We start from the raw sequence: 18,440 nt of genomic DNA on the forward strand, positions 1-18,440 counted from the left end.
CTAAGCCGATCCGGCCGGCCATGAAAAGCCGTCTTGGCCTTGCATTCGCGTGGCGAGTTGCCTGCGCCGTGATGCGCCTGTCGGACGAACGGCATCTGGGCCTGATCGCGGCCGGGGTGGCCTTCTACGCGATCCTTGCGCTGTTTCCGGCCATGGCCGCGACGATCTCGATCTGGTCGCTGTTTGCCGATCCGCTGATCGTGCGCGACACGGTCGATGCCGTTCACGAACTGATTCCCGACGAAGCCTATCGCATCATTCAGACACAGCTGAACACGCTGCTGGCCACGACGGGCACCAGCCTGACATGGACGACGGTGATCTCTCTTTCGATCGCGCTCTATTCGGTCCAGTCGGGCGTTTCGGCCCTGATCACCGGGCTGAACGCGATCCGCGGCACCAGGCGCCGGGCCGGGATTGCGCGCTATCTGGTTTCGATCGTGCTGACGGCCAGCGTCATCGCGATGTCCGTGATGGCGCTGGCGATGATCGTCGCGGTGCCGATCGCGCTGAACTTCCTGCCGCTGGGACCGATCATGGCGGTCATCCTGTCGATCCTGCCCTGGGCGGTCATGTTCGCGCTGCTCGTCCTGGTTCTGGGGTTGTTCTATCGCTGGGGGCCGAACGTGCCCGACCGGCACGGATGGTTCACGCCCGGCGCGATTCTCGCGGCATTCCTCTGGGCGGTCGCCTCGGTCGCATTCTCGGCCTACCTGGCCAATTTCGGTGCCTATAACCGGATCTATGGGTCGATCGGGGCGGTCGTGGCAATGATGATGTGGCTGTATATCTCGGCCTATATCGTGCTGCTTGGCGCGGCGGTGAATGCCGAAATCCGGCTGTTGCGCCGGCGGGACCGGGAAGGTCAGTAATCCCGTTCCCAGAAGACGCCGATACCGGTATTGCCTTCGGAATCCAGCCGCCCGCGCATCTTGACCCCGGGACGCACGTCCAGGTTCAGGTTGATCTCGGCCTTGCCGTCCGATCCGACCGAGACATCGGAATAGACACGGTCGGTCAGATACTTGCCCGCGCGCACCGATGCCGACCCGTCCTGGGCCGTCGTGATGTCAAGATCGTCCAGGCCCACGCTTTCCCGCAGGCGCGCGACGATCCCGCCGCCGCCGCGCCCCGCCAGTTCGGCCACCGCCGAGGCAAGCTGTGCGGCCTGCAGCGGCGAAAGATTCGTCAAACCGCGTCCGAACAGGATCTGAGAGACGACCTCTTCCTCGGGCAATTCGGGCGAGGACAGGAAGCTGATCTCGGGCGATGAGGCCGGCCCCTCGATCAGGATCGTGGCGGTGATCTCGTCGGTCTGCGTGGTCGCGGCAAACCGGATCCAGGGCTCCAGCGCGCCCTGCAGCTGGACCAGCCCTTCGTCGATGGTGAAGCGCTTGCCCAGAAGGTCCAGCCGTCCACGGATCAGGTTGAATTGTCCCGACGGAACGATATCGGCCGTGGTGCCCGAAACGCGCAGCGATCCGCCCAGCTCGGCATCCAGACCTCTGCCGCGCACGAAGATGCGGTCGGGGGCGGAAATGGCCAGGTCCAGGCCATAGGACACGCGGTTGCGCTCTTCGCCGTTGTCGCGGATCAGCCGCGCGCGCCTGCGCGTCTGCCGGACCTCGGGCGGTTCCGAGACATGAGCAATGCCGCGCAGGACCGGGTCCGTCGCGACCCCGGCCGAAGCGATCAGGATCTCGGTCCTTCCCAGCCGGACCTGACCGCCGATCGAGGCCCCGCCACGGAACGGCCCGGTGATCGAGACATCGCCCGTCACGGTGGTTTCATACAGGTCGGGATCGGCCAGGCGGGCATCGCGCAGGCTGATGGTCAGATCGCCCACGAACGGAGAGGTCAGCGCGATCGGACCGGTGATCGCCACCTCGCCCCCGCCGCGCACCTTCGCATTGCCCGCGATCCGCGCCTGCGCATCGGCCAGATCGGCGGTTGCCGACAATTGCCGCAATTCGATCCCGAACAGGGGCGCGACAAGGCGTGCATCGTTCAGCGCGACGCGACCGGTCAGCGCAGACAGGCTTGGCGCCCCGGACAGGCGCAGATCGAAGGACAGCGGCCCCTCGATGTTGCGCGGCTGGATGAAGGGATTCAGCATCGCCGATTGTGCCCCGCCCGCGATGGCCAGATCGGCGGTGCTGCCGTCTTCGGCAACCGTTCCCGAGATGCGCGCATCGGTTCCGCCCGGACCGGTTGCCGCGATATCCACGTCGTATCCGTCGCCCGGCAGGGCAGCCACGCGCCCCTCGGCGGTGACGGGCCCCGGAAAGCCCGGGGCGAACAGCGCAAGATCGGAAAGACGCGCAGACAGATCCAGGCTGCGCTGATCGCCCTCGCCCCGACCGGCCGCCTGCAGCCGGATCTGCGGGTTCGTCACGTCTAGGCGTTCGGGCCAGATCACCCGTCCCTCTTGCAGCACCGCGATGTCGAGTTCGGTTCGCCCGCGCAACAGCTTGTCGATCGCCTGCCGGCCCGCGGCCAGGTCCTGGGCCTGACCGTTCAGCGTGATCCGCCGTTTCGCGCCCGTCTCTGTCAGGCGTGCCGAGACCTGCATGGCCCCGCCATATTGCGGCCCCAGAACCGACAGGTCGCTGAACTCCATCCGGGCGGTCAGGTCGCTGGCGCCGGTGCGGATGACGCCCGAGCCCTGCATCGCGAGGCTGCCGGCAACGACATCCAGCGCCTTGACGGTGATCCCGGTTTCATCGCGCGACATGTCGGTTTCGATCACCGACTGGCCGGCCAGCAGCCGGTCGGCCTCGGGGATGCCGATGGTCAGGTCGCGTCCCTCGACCCGGGCCGTGGCGTCGAAGCTGCCCGCCAGAACGGCCGTGCGCCCCTGAAGGCTGACCTTCGCAGCCCCACCAAGTTCGCGCCCGGCAATGCCCGACAGACGTGCCATGTCGGCAAGATCGGCCGCGATGCGACCGGACAGTTCGGGCCCCGTTTCGGTCGCCGCGATCGAAACCCCGCCTGCGGCCGACAGGCCGTCGCCCGTGATCTCGATCACCGGGATGCGCAGTGGCGTACCCTTCAGCCAGTGGAACACGGCCTTGCCCGCGACCGCTTGGCCCAGCGCGCGGGCAAGGGCGGGATCCGTGGGCGCAACCCCGGTCGCGGCAAAGCGGATCGTCCCGCCCATGCGGGTCAGGCGCACGCCTTCGGTCCCGGCGGGGGCAATACGGCCCGACCCTGCCAGACGGATCTCGTCGATCGCGATTTCGGGGCGGCGCAGGCCCAGCATCTCGCCCTGCAGGCTCCAGCCGTCATCACGGCGCGCGGCATAGCGCACCACAAGATCGGCACCTTTCAGCCAGGTCCGGGGGCCCGAGATCGGCAACAGGATCTCGCCCCCTTCTGGCCGGCCCATGCGCAGGGTCAGAACCGCGCGTTCGGGTGCGCCGCCCGGTGCCAGGGCCAGGCTGCCCGTGACGTCGATCCCGCGCGAATCCAGAACCAGTCTGGACAGTTCGAAACGGCCCGTGTCTTCTCTCTTGCCTTCGGCCTCCAGCGTGATCTCGTTTCCGAAGAAGTCGCGATAATCCGGCAGGAACAGCGGCGCGATATCGCCCGACAGGCTGGCGGCAAAGGCCTGGGCGTGCCGTCCCTTTTCGTCTTCCTGACCGCGCAGGGTGATCGTTCCCGCCAGCCTTGGCTGGTTGTCCGACGACAGGCTGAGATCGGCCCGGAAATCGTCCGTGGGTCCCGTCCCGTGCAGGGCAAGTTCAAGGGCCGGCGCGCCGGGCAGACCAAGGGTCGTCGAGACAATGCCGCCCGCTCCCTCGCGCAGCAGAAGGTCGATCATCGCACGGCGGGTTTCGTTGGCATAAGAGGCATTCAGCGCCAGACGACCGGTTTCCCCGTCGATCCGTTCGACGACAAGTCTGGTCTCGCCCTCGCCGCCGCCCAGTTGCATCGACCCTTCGAGCCGCGCCACGACCCTGCGGCCAAGGATCGGTTCGCCCAGCGCGACCCGTTCGGCGCGCAAGGTTCCGATCTTCACGGAAACCGGAAGTTCGGGCAGGCTGAAGCCTTGGGCCTCGGGTGCCGGGCCGTCCGAAACCGGCTTGCGTGGCAGCAGGATCTCGGCCGCCGTCATTTCCTCGACCTCGATACGGCCGGAAAGAAGGGCGCTGCGATTCCACGAAATTGCGCCATCGCGAATCGTCAGCCATACGCCCTGGGCGTCGGCGATCGTCATTTCGCTGAACGTCGCGCGCGAGGACAGGGCGCCGGCAAAGCCCTCGATGCGGACCTGCCGGCCCGCGCCCGACAGATTGTCCTCGATCAGTCCGGTCAGGAAGCCGCGGTCGTCCTCTTGCGCCGCCAGCGCCAGCGGCGTCAGGACAAGGATCAGAAGTGCCACCAGCAGCCGCATCAGAATGCCTGCCCTATGCCGACATAGATCTGGACGCCATCGCCGGTATCGCCCGAAACCGGCAGACCCAGGTCCAGCCGGATCGGCCCGATCCCGGTATCGTAGCGCAGGCCAAGCCCGGCGCCGGCATGCCAGTCGCTGTTGCCGCCCCAAAGCGTGTCATCGCTGATCAGCCCCGCATCGTAGAAGGCGACCGCCCCGATACGCTCGGTCAGCCTGGCGCGCATCTCGCCCGAGATCCCGGCAAAGCTGAGTCCGCCCGACTGGATCGTGACGCTGGCCGACCGCTGACGCGTCACGCCAAGCGATTGATAGGGCTGGCCCCGGACCGTGCCGCCGCCGCCCGAAAAGAACAGGTAATCGGGCAGGGTATCGTCCAGCCCCGATCCAAGAATCGTGCCCAGCTGCAGCCGGGCGGCCAGCACGAAGCGATCCTCCTCGCCAAAGCCGCGATAGGCGCGCCCGTCGAGCATCATCTGCGCGCCCGAGCCCGTCGTCTGAAGCCCCAGATAGGGCGTGAGCCTGCCTGCAAGGTAGAAGCCCGTGGCAGGATCGGTGACGCTGTCGCGCCGATCCCATGTCAGCGACATGGGCAGCGCGACAAGGCTGTAATCGGTCGTGCCGGCTGCGTCGGTCGCGCGCGAGCGGATATAGGACAGCCCGGCCTCGGCCGACAGCGTGTCGGACAGCGGGCGCGTCAGCCCCAGCCCCAGCTCGAACGTATCCACGCGCTGATCGACGATATCGGTCCGTTCGGCGCGGGCCAGCGCAAAGGCACCGGCATCGGTCACGGGCGTCGCGGGCCGGTCGATGCGCGCCGAGACGCTGTATCCCGGATCGACCCCTTGCGTGCCGATCTGGTCGATCGCCGCTTCGATGCGCAGCCGTTCCGCCCCGCCCAGCAGGTTGCGATGCAGCCAGTATCCCGACAACGACACGCCATCCGAGGTCGAGGCTTCGGCCCCGATGCCGAACCGGCGCGGGGCTTCCTCGACCAGCGTCAGGCGAAAATCCAGCGTGCCGTCGGGATCGGGCTGTTCGGCCTCGGCCAGCGCAACCGAGCGGAACACGCCCGTCCGCCGCAGCCGCGCGGCGACCTTGTCGGCCTTTTCGGGGTCGAACACCTCTCCGGCCGGGAAACCGGCGATCTTGCGGATCCGGTCGATCCGCATCCGTTCCTGCCCCTCGATCGTCAACTGGCCAAAGCGCAGCCTTGGTCCGGGATCAAGGATGATGGTCGAGGCCAGCGTCCTGTCGCGGTGATCGGCAATGATCTTCTGATCGGCGACGCGGGCCTTGGCATGGCCCAGGTTGCGCCAGCCTTTGACACCGGCATCGGCGGCCTCGACGATCGCGGTGGAATAGGCCGGCAGCGTGTCGCGATAGGCGGGCGGCAGATCGGTGCCGGGCGCATAGGGTCGCATCCGCGCGGCCGAGAAGGTGAACAACGGCCCCGGCCGGACCGTGATCTCGATGCGGTCGATCCGATCAGGCGCCTCGAGCGGTGGAATGTCGGCCGCTTCGCGCCCGTCGATCAGGATCGAGATGACACCGCCGTAATGCCCGGCCGCATAGAGCACACCCAGAAGCCGGCCGTAATCGGCGCGTGTCGCGGCGATCAGGCTTTGGGCGTCGGTGCGCTTTTCGTTGACCATCTGCAACGTGACAGAGGCCGCGCGCAGCCTTTCGGCCAGCGCATCCTCGGCCCCCGGCGCCACCAGTTTCGCCGATTGCAGCGCGCGCAGGGGCGTGGGCGCGACCATGGCCGCACCGATGCCCAATGCCAGTCCAAGTGCAATTCCTGCCGTCCTGCGCATTCCCGTCCCCGTCGGTTGCGATCACAATGCAACTTTCCCCGGAAAGTTCCAGCACTGGAATTGGCCACAGGCATCAGCTTGCCGGTGAATGGCACAATCGTGATCGGATCACGGCGCGAAAGGCCCGCCCGGCCATGCCGCGCAAGGCGGGGACAAACATCTTGCACGGATGATCGCTTGCGTGACAGGCTCGGCAGGCCCCGACCGCGAATCGCGGCGGGTCGAAGAAGGGCTGTCTGGAACGCCCCGCAACATCGTCTGGGAGGACATACATGACTTTCGCATTTCCGAAGGTGCTGGTTGCCAGTGCCGTCATCGCCCTGGGGATCGGGACCCAGGCCATGGCCACCGAGTGCATCGCGCCGGCCAATCCGGGCGGTGGATGGGACTTCACCTGCCGTCAGGTCGGCAAGATCCTGTATGACCTGAAGCTGGTCGATCAGCCGGTGCAGGTGACCAACATGGCCGGTGGCGGCGGCGGGCTGGCGTTCAACTATGTCGTCAACGAACGTAACACCGACCCTGACCTGATCGTGGCGGCCTCGTCGGCCACGACCACGCGGCTTGCGCAAAAGGCCTATGGCGATGCACGGGCCGATCAGGTGCGTTTCGTCGGCGCGATCGGCGCCGATCCGGGGGTGATCGTGGTTGCCGCCGACAGCCCCTATCAGACGCTGACCGACCTGGTCGAGGCGATCAAGGCCGATCCCGGTTCGGTCGCCTTTGCGGGCGGCTCGGCCGCGGGCGGGTTCGACCACATGAAGCCCTTGCAGATCCTCAAGGCTGCCGGCTTCACCGACATTACCAAGGTGAAATATATCGGTGTCGATGGCGGGGCCGATGCCATCACCCAGACGGTCGGCGGCTTTACCCAGGCCATGACGGGCGACATGTCCGAGGTCGTGGGCTTCCTGAAATCGGGCGATATCCGCGTGCTTGCCGTTCTCAGCGAAGAGCGCGTCCCCGGCTTCGAGGACATCCCCACCGCCCGGGAACAGGGCTATGACGTCGTCGCGGTCAACTGGCGCGGCTTCTACGTGCCCGGCGGGATCACCGACGAGCAGTTCAACACCTGGGCGGACCGGCTGCGCGCCGTGGCCGACAGCGACGAATGGAAGAAGGCCATGGCCGACAACGGGCTGGCGCCCTTCACCAAGGTCGGACCCGACTTCCAGAACTGGGTGAACGACGTCATCGCCCAAACCGAGGAACTGTCCCGCGAGATCGGGGTGATCCAGTGATCCGAAGCGACCGGCTTTTCGGGCTGGTCGCGGTTCTGGCGGCGCTCGCGTATATCGCGAGCGCCTGGAACCTGCCCCCCGGCAACATGTTCGACGCGTTGGGGCCGCGCGCCTTTCCGATCATCGTCGGCTGCGGCGTGCTGATCTCGGCGCTGGCCATGATCCTGCGCCCCGATCCCGAGCCCGACTGGCCCGGCCTGCCGACGCTGGCCTCGCTGGCGCTGGCGACGGTCGTGCTTGTCGGCTATGCCTATGCGCTGAAGCCGCTGGGCTTCCTGCTGCCCACGGCGATCGCCGCCGGTATCCTCAGCTGGCAGATCTCGGGCCGGCCCGGCCTTGCCGCGGCGACCGGCATCGGCCTGTCGGTGGGGCTGTTCGTCATCTTCAGATACGCGCTGGGCCTGGGCCTGTTCGCCCTGCCGCGCGCGCTTGCGGGATAGGGGCGGACCTGAATGGACATCCTGTCGAACCTTGCTCTGGGCTTTTCCGTCGCGCTGTCGCCGTGGACGCTGTTCCTGGCGGTGATCGGCTGCTTTCTGGGCACGATCATCGGCGCCCTGCCGGGGCTTGGCCCGTCGAACGGCGTGGCGATCCTGATTCCGATCACCTTCTCGCTGGGCCTTGATGCGACGGCGGCGCTGGTGCTGCTGACCTCGGTCTATTACGGGGCGATGTATGGCGGGCGGATCAGCTCGATCCTGCTGAACATCCCCGGCGACGAGCCGGCGATGATGACCACGCTGGACGGCTATCCGATGGCCAGGGCCGGCCGCGCGGGCGAGGCGCTGGTGATCTCGGGCGTGGCCTCGTTCGTCGGCGCGTTTCTTGCCACGGTGGCGCTGGCGCTGGTGGCGCCCTATCTGGCGCGCATCGCCTATCGTTTCGGCCCGGCCGAGTATTTCGCGCTCTACGCTCTGGCCTTCGCGACGCTGGGGGGCATGACGTCGAACAACCAGGCCAAGGCGGCGCTGGCCTCGTTCATCGGGCTTGCGCTGGCGCTGATCGGGCTGGACAACAATTCGGGCTTCACCCGCTTCACCGGCGGCAACCTGCATCTGGCCGATGGGATCGACTTTCTGGTGGCGATCGTCGGCCTGTTTGCCGTGTCCGAGGTGTTCTTCTTCATCGAAAGCCACGGCCGCGAAAGCGCGCTGGGCGTGCGGCTGGGCAAGCTGGTGATCCCGTGGGGCGAGATCTGGTCCACCCGCTGGACGATGCTGCGATCCTCGGTGGTGGGTTTCATCGCCGGCGTGCTGCCCGGCGCGGGGGCGTCGCTGGGGTCGTTCATGACCTACATGATGGAAAAGGGCATCGCAGGCGAAAAGGGCGGCTTCGGCACGGGCGTGGCCAAGGGTGTGGCCGCGCCGGAAGCGGGCAACAATGCCGCGGCGGGCGGCGCGCTGGTTCCGATGCTGACGCTGGGCGTGCCGGGATCGGGCACGACGGCGGTGCTGCTGGCGGTGCTGATGACGCTGAACATCACCCCCGGTCCGACGCTGTTTGCCGACCGGCCCGAGGTCGTCTGGGGCCTGATCGCGGCGCTTCTGATCGCCAATTTCGTGCTGCTGTTGATGAACGTGCCCATGGTGCGGATCTTCGTGCGCGTGCTGACCGTGCCGCCGGCGATCCTGCTGCCGGGGGTGACGATGATTTCTTTCGTCGGGATCTATTCGCTGTCGGGCAGTTATTTCGACCTGCTGCTGATGGTCGGCTTTGGCGTGATGGGCTATGTCTTTCGCAAGATGGACATTCCCACCGTGCCGGTGATCCTGGGCATCCTTCTGGGCTATCAGATGGAAAACAACCTGCGTCATGCCATGACCCTGTCGGGCGGCGACTGGACCTATCTGTTCTCGTCCCCCATCGCCATCGGCCTGTGGGTGGCGGCGATCCTGGGCTTTGTCGCGCCGATGTTCCTGCGTCGCTTCCTGCGCCGTCCCAGCGTGGCCGAGGCCGACCGGATCGTGGACTGACACATGGCCCATGTCCGCGTCCTGATCCCGACCGGAGCGCTGGGCCTCGGCTATGACCGCGCGGCGCTGGCGCGCGGGGTCGCGGCCCGGCCCGACATCATTGCCGTCGATGGCGGTTCGACCGATTCCGGCCCGGCCTATCTGGGCCGGGGCGTGTCGAAATATTCCCGCGCCACGACGCGTGCCGAGTGGCGCGAACTGATGCTGGCGCGGGCCGAGGCCGGCGTGCCGCTGGTCATTGGCACGGCGGGCACTTGCGGGACGGACTCGACGGTGGATTGGCTCTTCGACATCACCGCGGAACTGGCCGCCGAGCTGGGCCAGAAGCTGAAGGTCGCGCGGCTCTATTCCGGCCAAGACCCCGCGCAGGTCGCCCGCGCCCTTGGCGCGGGGCGCGTGACCGCCCTGCCCGGCGCGCCCGAAATCGATACGGCGCTGATCGAATCCTGCACCAATATCGTCGCGCTGGCCGGGGTCGAGCAGATCGGCGCCGCGCTGCAAACCGGCGCCGATATCGTCATCGCGGGCCGGACGACGGATACCGCGATCATCGCGGCCCTGCCCATCCTGCGCGGCTGCCATGCCGGTGCGGCCTGGCATGGGGCCAAGATCGGCGAATGCGGGGCGCTGGCGACGACGCATCCGGCCTCGGGGTCGATCCTGGTCGATTTCGACGAGAGCGGCTTTACCATCACGCCCCTTGGGGCCGAGGCCCGGGCCACGCCGCAGACCGTGTCGGCCCACATGCTGTATGAGAATTCCGATCCATTCCTTCTGCACGAGCCGGGCGGCGTTCTGGACGTGCGCGATGCGCGCTATGCCGCGCTGGACGACCGGCGGGTGCGGGTCGAAGGCTCGGTCTGGCGTCCCGGCCCCTATACGGTCAAGCTCGAGGGCGCGCGGATCGCAGGACACCAGACGATCAGCCTGACCCTGTTGCGCGACCGCCGCTATGTCACCCATGCGCGCGAATGGGCTGCCGATATCGCCGCGCGCGCCAGCGACGATACCGAACAGCGGCTGGGCCTTGCCCGCGACGAATTCGACATCCAGATGCGTCTGATCGGGCTGGATGCCACGCTGGGCGAGCTGGAGCACCGCATCGGCGACCCGGTCGAGATCGGCGTGCTGGCCATCGTCACCGCGCCCGCGCCCGAACAGGCCGCCGAGATCGCCAAGATCCTGAACCCTTATCTGCTGCACCATGCGCTGAGCGCCGAAGAACCGATGCCGACCTTCGCCTTTCCCTTCTCTCCGGCCGAAGTGCCGCGCGGCCCGTTGTACGAGTTCTGCCTGCACCATGTCCTGGCGCTGGACGACCCGATGGCCGCCTTCCGGCTATGCATTGACGAGGTGGGACATGGCTGAAATCGGACAGATCGCCCGAAAGGTCCGGTCGAAGAATGCCGGCCCCTTCTGGCTGACGATCGACATCTTCTGTGGCGATCGTGCCGCCTATGACCGGATCCGGCTGGGGCTGGCGACCGAGGCCGTCGCGCGGGCCTTTCACATGCCGCACGACATGATCAAGCGGTTCGAGATCGCGGACCTGAATGTCGTCAAGTTTTCGCTGCCGCGCCCGTCGGTTCAGGGAACGCGCGCGGACCGCGACATGCACGGCGCCGCATGGGCGGTGCTGGTCGAGGAAATGGACATTCCTTGACGCTCAGCCCGCGATCACGTCGCGGTGGCGCGCCATGTAGATGCGCAGCCAGGGCGTGAAACGTTCGGGATTGGCGGCGATTTCGGCCTCGAGCTGATCCAGCGTCAGCCAGCGCAGCTCCATCACCTCGTCCGGGTCCGGCCTTGGCATGGCGCGCGGCGGAAGATCGGCGCGGAAGATCTCGACAACCTCGTGCTCGATCATGTCCGGGCCCACCTCGGCGCGATACTCGACCCGGCCAAGATGCTGTGGCGACAGACCGGCCAGGCCCAGTTCCTGGCCCATGCGGCGAATGGCGCAATCGCGGGGGTCTTCGCCCCAAAGCGGATGGGTGCAGCAGCTGTTCGCCCATAGGCCGGGCGTGTGGTACTTGGACATGGCGCGACGCTGGATCAGCGTGCGCGGCCCATCCATCACGAAGACCGAAACCGCCGGGTGCCGCAGGCCCCGGCGGTGGGCTTCCAGCTTGTCCACCGGGTGCAGACGCCCGTCGATCCAGGCGGGGATCGTCTGCGCCGGTGTCACGACGGCTGCTGACCCGGGGTCTGGCCGCCCTGGCCGGATTGCTGCGCCTGCGCGCGCCGCGCCAGTTCCTGACGGTACAGGGCCAGGAAATCGACGGTATCAATGTTCAGCGGCGCAAAGCCGCCATCGCGCGTGACGTCCGACACGATGCGGCGGATGAAGGGGAACAGCATCCGCGGGCATTCGATCAGCAGGAAGGGATGCAGCTGCGCCTCGGGCACGCCCTCGATATGGAAGACCCCGCCATATTCCAGCTCGAGCAGGAAGAGCGGCGAATTGTCGGTCTTGTTGTTCGAGGTGATCTTGAACTTCGTGATGACCTCGTACTGGTGCTCGGCCGCGCGCTTGCGGGCATCCAGGCTGACCTGAACCTTGACGTCGGGCTGGATCTCGGGGCTGGACGCGCCCTTTTGCGCCAGGATGTTTTCAAAGGACATGTCGCGGATGAACTGCGCCAGCACGTTCATCTTGACCTGGGGCGCCTGTTGTCCGCCCTGATCCTGCGGCGTTGCCGCGCCATTGCCGTTCTCGGCCATTTCTTCTCTCCCAAAAGTCGTTCTTGCCGGGTCTTAGCACCGCGCGGCCATGGCCTCAATGCCGCGCGGGGCCGCCATGGCGCTTAGCGCGGCCTGGTGGGGGCGCCGGGATGCCCGCCGGACCGGCCGTTGCCAGGGTCGATTTCCGTGAAATCGCCGTCGATCACGTCGGGACCGCCCGGATGGCGAAACGGATCGCGCGCGGCGCCCCCGCCCAGGGTGAAGCTTTCGACCTGCACATGGCGCGCAAGATAGCGCAGCACGGCGGTCCGCACCGCCGGGATCAGGAGCGCAAGCCCGACCGCGTCGGTGAAGAAGCCCGGTGTCAGCAGCAGCGCGCCCGCAAGCAGGATCAGCGCGCCATGCGCGATCGGCCGCGTCGGATCGTCCAGCTCGTTCAGCGACCGGCGCAGCTCGGCCAGCGCGATGCGGCCCTGCATCCGGACCAGGATGCTGCCCGCGATCGCCGTCAGCAGCACGATCGCCAGCGTCGGCCACAGCCCGATGAAGCCGCCCACCTTGATGAACAGGGCGATCTCGATCAACGGTACCGCGATGAAGGCGACAAGAAGCCACATGGTTCGTCCTTTCCTGGCCCAGCCTGCACGGCCCAGTCTGCACGGGCCCGGCCCGTGTGGACTTGACCCCGTCGCTGGCATACATAAGTGGGGAGATACGAATTACCAACCCGAAGACCCCAATTGCACGCGCGCAGCGCGCTGATCGGAAAGGCCCGACCGGATGAACAACAACGTGATCTCGATACTCGTTCTGGCCGGAATCGCGATCTTTCTGATCCTGAAGCTGCGTTCGGTGCTGGGGTCGCGCGAAGGGTTCGAAAAGCCCCCGCTGCCGCCTTCGGCCAATCCGGGCCGTCGCGCCCAGCTGGAGGTGATCGAGGGCGGCGTCGATCGCGATATCGTCGATCACGTGCCCGAAGGCAGCGATTCGGCACGCGCATTGGCGGCGATGAAGAAGGTCGAGCCGTCCTTTACCGTCGCCGAGTTCCTCTCGGGCGCGCGCGCGGCCTATGAAATGATCCTGATGGCCTTCGAACGCGGCACGCTGGAGGAAGTGCGCCCCTTCATGTCGCCCGAGGTTTACGAGGTGCTCGAAGAGGTCGTGGCCGCCCGCAACGCGCGCGGCCTGACGGTGACGGCCGAGTTTCTGGGCATCCGCGAGGTGACGTTGCTGCGGGCCGAGTTCGATCCCCAGACCCGGGATGCCGAGCTGACCGTGCGCTTTACCGCCGAGCTGATCTCGGCCGCCCGCAATGCGGCGGGCGAAGTGATCGAGGGCGACCCGAAGAAGCCGCGCCGCCAGCGCGATGTCTGGACCTTCGCGCGCAAGATGGGATCGCCCGATCCCAACTGGCTGCTGGTCGCCACCGGCGAGTGATGCGGCGGCGGGCGGTTCCTGCATTCCGCGCGCTGGCCGCTTCGGTCCAGGGAGGCAGGGTATGAGCCGCCGCCGCGGATTGACGCCAGAGGAACGTGAATTGTGGTCGCGCGTGGCCGCAAGCACGCGTCCGATGCCGCGCAAGCCCGGCTCGAAACCGGCCCCCGAAGTCAAGCCGAAGCGTCCCGCCGCGCGGTTCGACACGCCGGATGCGACCCGTCCGGCAGTCGAATTGCCGCCCGACTTCCGCATCGGCGGGCGCGCAGCGGAAAAGGGATGGAACGCCGATCCCGCGCCGGCCCTGACAGATCACCTGGCCGCCCAGCCCGTGCGCATGGATCGCCGTCTGCATCGCCAGATGACGCGCGGCAAGTTGCGCCCCGAGGCACGCATCGACCTGCACGGCATGACGGTGGCCGAGGCCCAGGCGGAACTGACCCGCTTTGTGCTGAATGCCCACGGGGCGGGCCGGCGCATGGTCCTGGTGATCACCGGCAAGGGCAAGATGCGCGACGAAGGCGGCCCGATTCCGCAACGCCTGGGCATTCTGCGCCATCACCTGCCGATGTGGTTGCACCGCCCGCCGCTGGCTTCGGTCGTGTTGCAGGTCAGCACCGCCCATGCCCGTCATGGCGGGACCGGGGCGTTCTATGTCTATCTGCGCAGACCTCAGGGTGGCGACTGAGCCGCGATCGGCGTCAGGATCACCGCGGTGGCGTTCTGGACCGTCAGGACCACGCCCGGCAGAAGTCCCGTGCGGCCGGACCTTTCCCGCGCAAGGGCCGCATTTATGTCGCCGATCCGCGACAGGATGCCGATCAGCGCGGGCGATTCCCCCAGCGCGAAGTGGCCGAGGCCTCTGGAAAAGGCCGTGATGTCCAGGATGGTGACCTTCAGGTCGGCAAGCGCATCGACATCGGTCAGGTTGCCCAGACGCATCGACTCGCCCGTCAGGCGGGCCGACAGGGCCAGTGCCCGGTCGCGTTGCGATGTGAAGATCAGGAATGGCTGCGGCAGTTCTCCGATCCGCCGGGCCTGGGCGCGGAACAGATCGACATCCAGGTCGGGCGAGATCAGTACCACCCCGCCGATCCGGGCCATGAGTGCCCGCTTGTCCTGCAGCGCAATCTGGCGCAGCGTTTCCATGGTCAGCAGCGAACCCATGGAATGCGCAACGATCAGGATGCGGCCCGCGCCCGCCGCGGCGACCTGTTCGATCAGCTCTTCCAGCCCGTCGCGGGCGTAAAGCGCGCTGTCGCGGTCATAGGCATAGGCCAGCGGATAGCCGCGCGATGGCCATGCGTAATGCACCAGGACGCCGGGCGAGCCAAGATCATGCGCAAGCTGGGCCAGCCGATAGGCGCCCTCGGCAAAGGTCGTGTTGAAGCCGTGAACGAAGATGACCGCTTCGCGCTGTCCGCGCGGCCGCCTGGCCAGCCGCGCGGACAGATCGCGGCGAAAGGATGCGGCGGAGGCATAGGGGATTTCGGCGGTCGTGACGAATTCGCGCCGCGGATCGGGTCTGGCGCCGACCGGGGTCCAGCGGATTTCGCCCGGCTGACGTTCGGGCGGAACCGAGATGTCCAGCCGGACATACCGCGTCCTGGGGCTGCGCAGGCGCGAATAGGGTTCATTCGATTGTGGGTCCGGCGCGCGCGTCGTGCCGACGAGCACGGTTTCGACCTTGCCGATGCTGGCGGCCTGGGGGTCGATGACGATTCGCCCGCGCTGGGCGCAGCCCGACGCCACCAGCATCATCAGGATCAGGATCGTGATGCGCGCCATGGGCCCCGCCCCGGACAGGTTTCGCGACAGGATTACACCGCGAACCGTCCCTGCGCCAAGCCGTTACAGGACATAGCGGCTGAGATCGGCCGAACGCGACAGATCGCCGATGTTGCGTTCCACGAATTCGGCATCCACCGTCACGGAATCGCCCGACCGGTCCGGCGCGGAGTAGGAAAGTTCCTCGAAGACCCGTTCCATGATCGTGTAAAGCCGCCGCGCGCCGATATTCTCGATGCTGCGGTTGACCTCGGCGGCGATCCGGGCGATCGCGGCGATGCCGTCCGGGGCAAAGGTGACATTCACCTGCTCGGTCGCCATCAGCGCGGCATATTGCCGTGTCAGCGCATTGTCCGTTTCGGTCAGGATGCGCACGAAATCCTCTTCGGTCAGGGCGCGCAGTTCCACCCGGATCGGCAGACGGCCCTGCAGCTCGGGCAGAAGGTCCGAGGGCTTGGCGATGTGGAAGGCGCCCGAGGCGATGAACAGGATATGGTCGGTCCTGACCGGCCCGTATTTCGTCGAGACGGTCGTGCCCTCGATCAGCGGCAGCAGGTCGCGCTGCACACCCTCGCGGCTGACATCGGCGCCGCGCGTCTCTGCCCGGGCACAGACCTTGTCGATCTCGTCGATGAAGACGATCCCGTTTTCCTGCACGGCCTCCAGCGCGGCCTGCCGGACCTGTTCGTCGTCCAGCAGCTTGTCGGCCTCTTCCTCGATCAAGAGATCGTGGCTCTGGGCCACGGTCATCTTCTTGCGTACGCGGCGGCCGCCGAAGGCGCGGCCCAGGATGTCGCCCAGGTTCAGGACGCCCATTCCCGGCTGGCCGGGCAGTTCCAGCGGCATGGCGGGCGCGCTGTCGGCGACCTCGATCTCGATCACCGTGTCGTCCAGTTCGCCATTGCGCAGCCGCGATCTGAACATCTCGCGCGTCTGTTCGCGGGCGTCGGTTCCGGCCAGCGCCTCGATCACGCGATCCTCGGCGGCGCGATGGGCGCGGGCCTTGACCTGTTCGCGCATCCGCGCGCGCGTCTCGATCATCGCGGTTTCCATCAGGTCGCGGATGATCTGTTCGACATCGCGGCCGACATAGCCGACCTCGGTGAACTTGGTCGCCTCGACCTTGATGAAGGGCGCGCGGGCCAGCTTTGCCAGCCGCCGCGAGATCTCGGTCTTGCCGACGCCGGTCGGCCCGATCATCAGGATGTTCTTGGGATAGACCTCTTCGCGCAGTTCCGGCGGCAATTGCTTGCGCCGCCAGCGGTTGCGCAGCGCGACCGCCACGGCGCGCTTGGCATCCTTCTGGCCGATGATGAAACGGTCCAGCTCGCTGACGATTTCACGGGGGGTAAGGTCGGTCATGGGGTCTCCGCAAAGGGGGGCAGGCGGTCCTTGCCCGGAAAGTCGGGCAGCGCGCGCATCAGCGCGGCGCGCAGCTGCACCCACCACGTTCCAAGGACGGTAAAGAACAGGCCAAGCATGATCAGGACGACGGCGAATTCGGAGGCACTGCCCGTGCCATCGCCGGCCACCGTCCACCAAATCAATGCGCCGATATACACGATTCCCGCGGTCAGGATCGATCGGCGATCGACGATCAGCGCCACCATCGCGAAGAAGGCCAAGGCCAGCGCGGTGGCCAGCAGGCTGCCCGCGCCGCCGTCATAAAGCCCGCCCGCGATCGCATTGACCAGCGTGGTGCCGGCCAGAAGGTGCAGCCAGAAGGCGGTCGCCGAATGCCTGCCCTGGCGATAGGGGTCCTTCATGTCGAACCACATCGCGGCGGCAAAGGCGATGACACCGAAGATCACGGCCGCCAGCGTCATGTCGGCGCGCGGCAGCAATGCCCGGGCCCAGTCCGTGATCGAGGACGGATCGTTCACCGGTCCCGTCCCGATGGTCAGCGCACTGATCGCGCCAAAGCCCGCAAGGCCAAGAATGAACATCGCGAATGGCAGGCGGAATTGCGCGAACCACAGCCCCACGGCCCCGGCGGTCAGCGCCGAAGACAGGAAGGCCACCGCGCGCCAGCTCAGCCCCAGATCGGCCAGCACCATGAGAGACGAGACATGCACACCCGCGGCATAAGCCGTGACCAGCACCATCGAGGGCAGGTTCATGCGGCGCCGAAGCGTGAAATACCGTGCCATCCACCACGAGGCGGCGGCCAGAATCGCCGGGATCACGATCAGCATGATCCCGCCGCCGATCGCGATCAGCAATATCGCAATACCCGCCAGCAGGATCGTCAGGCCCAGCGCCACGAAGATCTCGGCAAAGCCGCGGAAGAATTCAAAGGGTTCGTCCTCGGCGGGCATGGCGGCGCGCTGGCCGTGACGGCGCGCCGCCAGTGCGGTCAGATGCGCGGCCTGCGCCTCGGTCAGGATGCCGGCGGCCACGGCGGCGCGCAGGTCTTCGGGGGCGATGTTCGGCTCAGCCATGGATGGTTTCCACCGTCAGGTTGCCGTTCGTGTAGACACAGATATCGGCCGCGATCGCCATTGCCTTGCGGGCGATCTCTTCGGCGTCCATGTCGGTTTCCATCAATCCGCGCGCCGCGGCCAGGGCGAAATTCCCGCCCGATCCGATCGCGGCCACGTCATGTTCGGGCTCCAGCACGTCGCCCGCCCCGGTCACGACCAGGAGCTCGCGCCCATCGGTCACGATCAGCATCGCCTCGAGCTTTTGAAGATACTTGTCGGTGCGCCAGTCCTTGGCCAGTTCCACGCAGGCCCGCGTCAACTGGCCGGGCGCGGCTTCCAGCTTCTTTTCCAGCCGCTCCAGCAGTGTGAAGGCATCGGCCGTCGATCCGGCAAATCCCACGACGACCTCGCGCCCGCCGGGGGTCAGGCGCCGCACCTTGCGCGCCGTGCCCTTGATGACGGTCTGGCCCAGGCTGACCTGCCCGTCGCCCGCGACGACGACCTTGCCGCCGCGCCTGACTGCCAGGATCGTCGTTCCGTGCCAGCCGGGAAAGCTGTCTTGCGCCATGCTCGTCCTCCGCGCCGATGTTCCGTCCCAGATATGGGGCCAAGCCTGCCGTTGCAAGAAGCGGGCCGCAAGACGGGGTGTCGGTTTCTCTTGTCCCGTGCCGCTGGGACGGTAT

Annotated in this window: 17 protein-coding genes; 8 read left to right on the top strand and 9 right to left on the bottom strand. The window is 67.2% G+C overall.

Translation table 11 applies throughout. The features are described from left to right. Positions 1 to 20: 20 nt before the first annotated feature. Positions 21 to 872, top strand: coding sequence for a YihY/virulence factor BrkB family protein (locus tag LV82_RS03050; RefSeq protein WP_170063334.1), 852 nt, complete (start codon positions 21 to 23; stop codon positions 870 to 872). On the opposite strand, the gene LV82_RS03055 is transcribed toward LV82_RS03050, so the two are convergent. Further along, positions 866 to 4,396, bottom strand: coding sequence for a translocation/assembly module TamB domain-containing protein (locus tag LV82_RS03055; RefSeq protein ID WP_104069191.1), 3,531 nt, complete (start codon positions 4,394 to 4,396; stop codon positions 866 to 868). The two genes, LV82_RS03050 and LV82_RS03055, sit on opposite strands and share 7 nt — an antisense overlap. Continuing rightward, positions 4,396 to 6,213 (bottom strand): autotransporter assembly complex protein TamA, encoded by a 1,818-nt coding sequence (locus LV82_RS03060; RefSeq protein WP_104069192.1) that lies wholly within the window; start codon positions 6,211 to 6,213, stop codon positions 4,396 to 4,398. The genes LV82_RS03055 and LV82_RS03060 overlap by 1 nt, the downstream gene beginning before the upstream one ends. A 272-nt stretch (positions 6,214 to 6,485) precedes the next feature. On the opposite strand from LV82_RS03060, the gene LV82_RS03065 reads away from it, so the two are divergent. The 5 genes from LV82_RS03065 to LV82_RS03085 are packed head-to-tail and all read left to right on the top strand — an operon-like array spanning position 6,486 to position 11,090. Next, positions 6,486 to 7,454: a Bug family tripartite tricarboxylate transporter substrate binding protein gene (locus tag LV82_RS03065; protein ID WP_104069193.1), complete on the top strand. Its 969-nt coding sequence runs from the start codon at positions 6,486 to 6,488 to the stop codon at positions 7,452 to 7,454. Next, a complete protein-coding gene (locus LV82_RS03070) occupies positions 7,451 to 7,894 on the top strand; it encodes a tripartite tricarboxylate transporter TctB family protein (protein WP_211289158.1) in 444 nt (147 codons plus the stop codon). Before LV82_RS03065 ends, LV82_RS03070 begins: the two co-directional genes overlap by 4 nt. A gap of 12 nt (positions 7,895 to 7,906) precedes the next feature. Further along, positions 7,907 to 9,427 carry a tripartite tricarboxylate transporter permease gene (locus LV82_RS03075; protein WP_104069194.1) on the top strand — a complete coding sequence of 507 codons (1,521 nt, stop codon included), beginning with the start codon at positions 7,907 to 7,909 and terminating at the stop codon, positions 9,425 to 9,427. A gap of 3 nt (positions 9,428 to 9,430) precedes the next feature. Then, complete coding sequence (locus LV82_RS03080; protein WP_104069195.1) at positions 9,431 to 10,795, top strand: acyclic terpene utilization AtuA family protein; 1,365 nt, start codon at positions 9,431 to 9,433, stop codon at positions 10,793 to 10,795. Continuing rightward, a complete protein-coding gene (locus tag LV82_RS03085; protein WP_104069196.1) occupies positions 10,788 to 11,090 on the top strand; it encodes a DUF4387 family protein in 303 nt (100 codons plus the stop codon). Before LV82_RS03080 ends, LV82_RS03085 begins: the two co-directional genes overlap by 8 nt. Before the next feature lie 3 nt (positions 11,091 to 11,093). On the opposite strand, the gene idi is transcribed toward LV82_RS03085, so the two are convergent. The 3 genes from idi to LV82_RS03100 all read right to left on the bottom strand — a co-directional run bounded on the left by idi (position 11,094) and on the right by LV82_RS03100 (position 12,729). Further along, positions 11,094 to 11,615 (bottom strand): isopentenyl-diphosphate Delta-isomerase, encoded by a 522-nt coding sequence (gene idi / locus LV82_RS03090; protein ID WP_104069197.1) that lies wholly within the window; start codon positions 11,613 to 11,615, stop codon positions 11,094 to 11,096. After that, positions 11,612 to 12,151 (bottom strand): protein-export chaperone SecB, encoded by a 540-nt coding sequence (secB, locus tag LV82_RS03095; protein WP_104069198.1) that lies wholly within the window; start codon positions 12,149 to 12,151, stop codon positions 11,612 to 11,614. Before secB ends, idi begins: the two co-directional genes overlap by 4 nt. A gap of 83 nt (positions 12,152 to 12,234) precedes the next feature. Continuing rightward, positions 12,235 to 12,729 (bottom strand): FxsA family protein, encoded by a 495-nt coding sequence (locus LV82_RS03100; RefSeq protein ID WP_104069199.1) that lies wholly within the window; start codon positions 12,727 to 12,729, stop codon positions 12,235 to 12,237. A 163-nt stretch (positions 12,730 to 12,892) separates the two neighbouring features. Here LV82_RS03100 and LV82_RS03105 point away from each other — a divergent pair, with 163 nt between their 5' ends. Continuing rightward, positions 12,893 to 13,549 carry a Tim44/TimA family putative adaptor protein gene (locus LV82_RS03105; RefSeq protein ID WP_104069200.1) on the top strand — a complete coding sequence of 219 codons (657 nt, stop codon included), beginning with the start codon at positions 12,893 to 12,895 and terminating at the stop codon, positions 13,547 to 13,549. 61 nt (positions 13,550 to 13,610) lie between these two features. After that, on the top strand, positions 13,611 to 14,234 hold the full coding sequence (locus tag LV82_RS03110) for a Smr/MutS family protein (protein ID WP_104069201.1): 624 nt from the start codon (positions 13,611 to 13,613) through the stop codon (positions 14,232 to 14,234). On the opposite strand, the gene LV82_RS03115 is transcribed toward LV82_RS03110, so the two are convergent. From LV82_RS03115 to hslV, 4 genes are all read right to left on the bottom strand, one after another. Further along, complete coding sequence (locus LV82_RS03115) at positions 14,219 to 15,334, bottom strand: alpha/beta hydrolase (protein WP_104069202.1); 1,116 nt, start codon at positions 15,332 to 15,334, stop codon at positions 14,219 to 14,221. The two genes, LV82_RS03110 and LV82_RS03115, sit on opposite strands and share 16 nt — an antisense overlap. A gap of 63 nt (positions 15,335 to 15,397) precedes the next feature. After that, the gene (gene hslU / locus LV82_RS03120) at positions 15,398 to 16,696 is read right to left on the bottom strand and encodes an ATP-dependent protease ATPase subunit HslU (protein WP_104069203.1); all 1,299 of its coding nucleotides are present in this window, start codon (positions 16,694 to 16,696) and stop codon (positions 15,398 to 15,400) included. After that, positions 16,693 to 17,775 (bottom strand): hypothetical protein, encoded by a 1,083-nt coding sequence (locus LV82_RS03125; protein WP_104069204.1) that lies wholly within the window; start codon positions 17,773 to 17,775, stop codon positions 16,693 to 16,695. The genes hslU and LV82_RS03125 overlap by 4 nt, the downstream gene beginning before the upstream one ends. After that, positions 17,768 to 18,325 carry an ATP-dependent protease subunit HslV gene (gene hslV / locus LV82_RS03130; RefSeq protein WP_104069205.1) on the bottom strand — a complete coding sequence of 186 codons (558 nt, stop codon included), beginning with the start codon at positions 18,323 to 18,325 and terminating at the stop codon, positions 17,768 to 17,770. Before hslV ends, LV82_RS03125 begins: the two co-directional genes overlap by 8 nt. Positions 18,326 to 18,440: the final 115 nt, after the last annotated feature.

Source organism: Albidovulum inexpectatum, from assembly GCF_002927635.1.
Classification (GTDB): domain Bacteria; phylum Pseudomonadota; class Alphaproteobacteria; order Rhodobacterales; family Rhodobacteraceae; genus Albidovulum; species Albidovulum inexpectatum.

What these genes read in the sequence shown, in the direction of transcription:
- LV82_RS03050 (WP_170063334.1), top strand. Translation starts at nt 21, where the DNA reads ATGAAAAGCCGTCTTGGCCTTGCATTCGCGTGGCGAGTTGCCTGCGCC.
- LV82_RS03055 (WP_104069191.1), bottom strand. Translation starts at nt 4,396, where the DNA reads ATGCGGCTGCTGGTGGCACTTCTGATCCTTGTCCTGACGCCGCTGGCG.
- LV82_RS03060 (WP_104069192.1), bottom strand. Translation starts at nt 6,213, where the DNA reads ATGCGCAGGACGGCAGGAATTGCACTTGGACTGGCATTGGGCATCGGT.
- LV82_RS03065 (WP_104069193.1), top strand. Translation starts at nt 6,486, where the DNA reads ATGACTTTCGCATTTCCGAAGGTGCTGGTTGCCAGTGCCGTCATCGCC.
- LV82_RS03075 (WP_104069194.1), top strand. Translation starts at nt 7,907, where the DNA reads ATGGACATCCTGTCGAACCTTGCTCTGGGCTTTTCCGTCGCGCTGTCG.
- LV82_RS03080 (WP_104069195.1), top strand. Translation starts at nt 9,431, where the DNA reads ATGGCCCATGTCCGCGTCCTGATCCCGACCGGAGCGCTGGGCCTCGGC.
- LV82_RS03085 (WP_104069196.1), top strand. Translation starts at nt 10,788, where the DNA reads ATGGCTGAAATCGGACAGATCGCCCGAAAGGTCCGGTCGAAGAATGCC.
- secB (WP_104069198.1), bottom strand. Translation starts at nt 12,151, where the DNA reads ATGGCCGAGAACGGCAATGGCGCGGCAACGCCGCAGGATCAGGGCGGA.
- LV82_RS03100 (WP_104069199.1), bottom strand. Translation starts at nt 12,729, where the DNA reads ATGTGGCTTCTTGTCGCCTTCATCGCGGTACCGTTGATCGAGATCGCC.
- LV82_RS03105 (WP_104069200.1), top strand. Translation starts at nt 12,893, where the DNA reads ATGAACAACAACGTGATCTCGATACTCGTTCTGGCCGGAATCGCGATC.
- LV82_RS03110 (WP_104069201.1), top strand. Translation starts at nt 13,611, where the DNA reads ATGAGCCGCCGCCGCGGATTGACGCCAGAGGAACGTGAATTGTGGTCG.
- LV82_RS03115 (WP_104069202.1), bottom strand. Translation starts at nt 15,334, where the DNA reads ATGGCGCGCATCACGATCCTGATCCTGATGATGCTGGTGGCGTCGGGC.
- hslU (WP_104069203.1), bottom strand. Translation starts at nt 16,696, where the DNA reads ATGACCGACCTTACCCCCCGTGAAATCGTCAGCGAGCTGGACCGTTTC.
- LV82_RS03125 (WP_104069204.1), bottom strand. Translation starts at nt 17,775, where the DNA reads ATGGCTGAGCCGAACATCGCCCCCGAAGACCTGCGCGCCGCCGTGGCC.
- hslV (WP_104069205.1), bottom strand. Translation starts at nt 18,325, where the DNA reads ATGGCGCAAGACAGCTTTCCCGGCTGGCACGGAACGACGATCCTGGCA.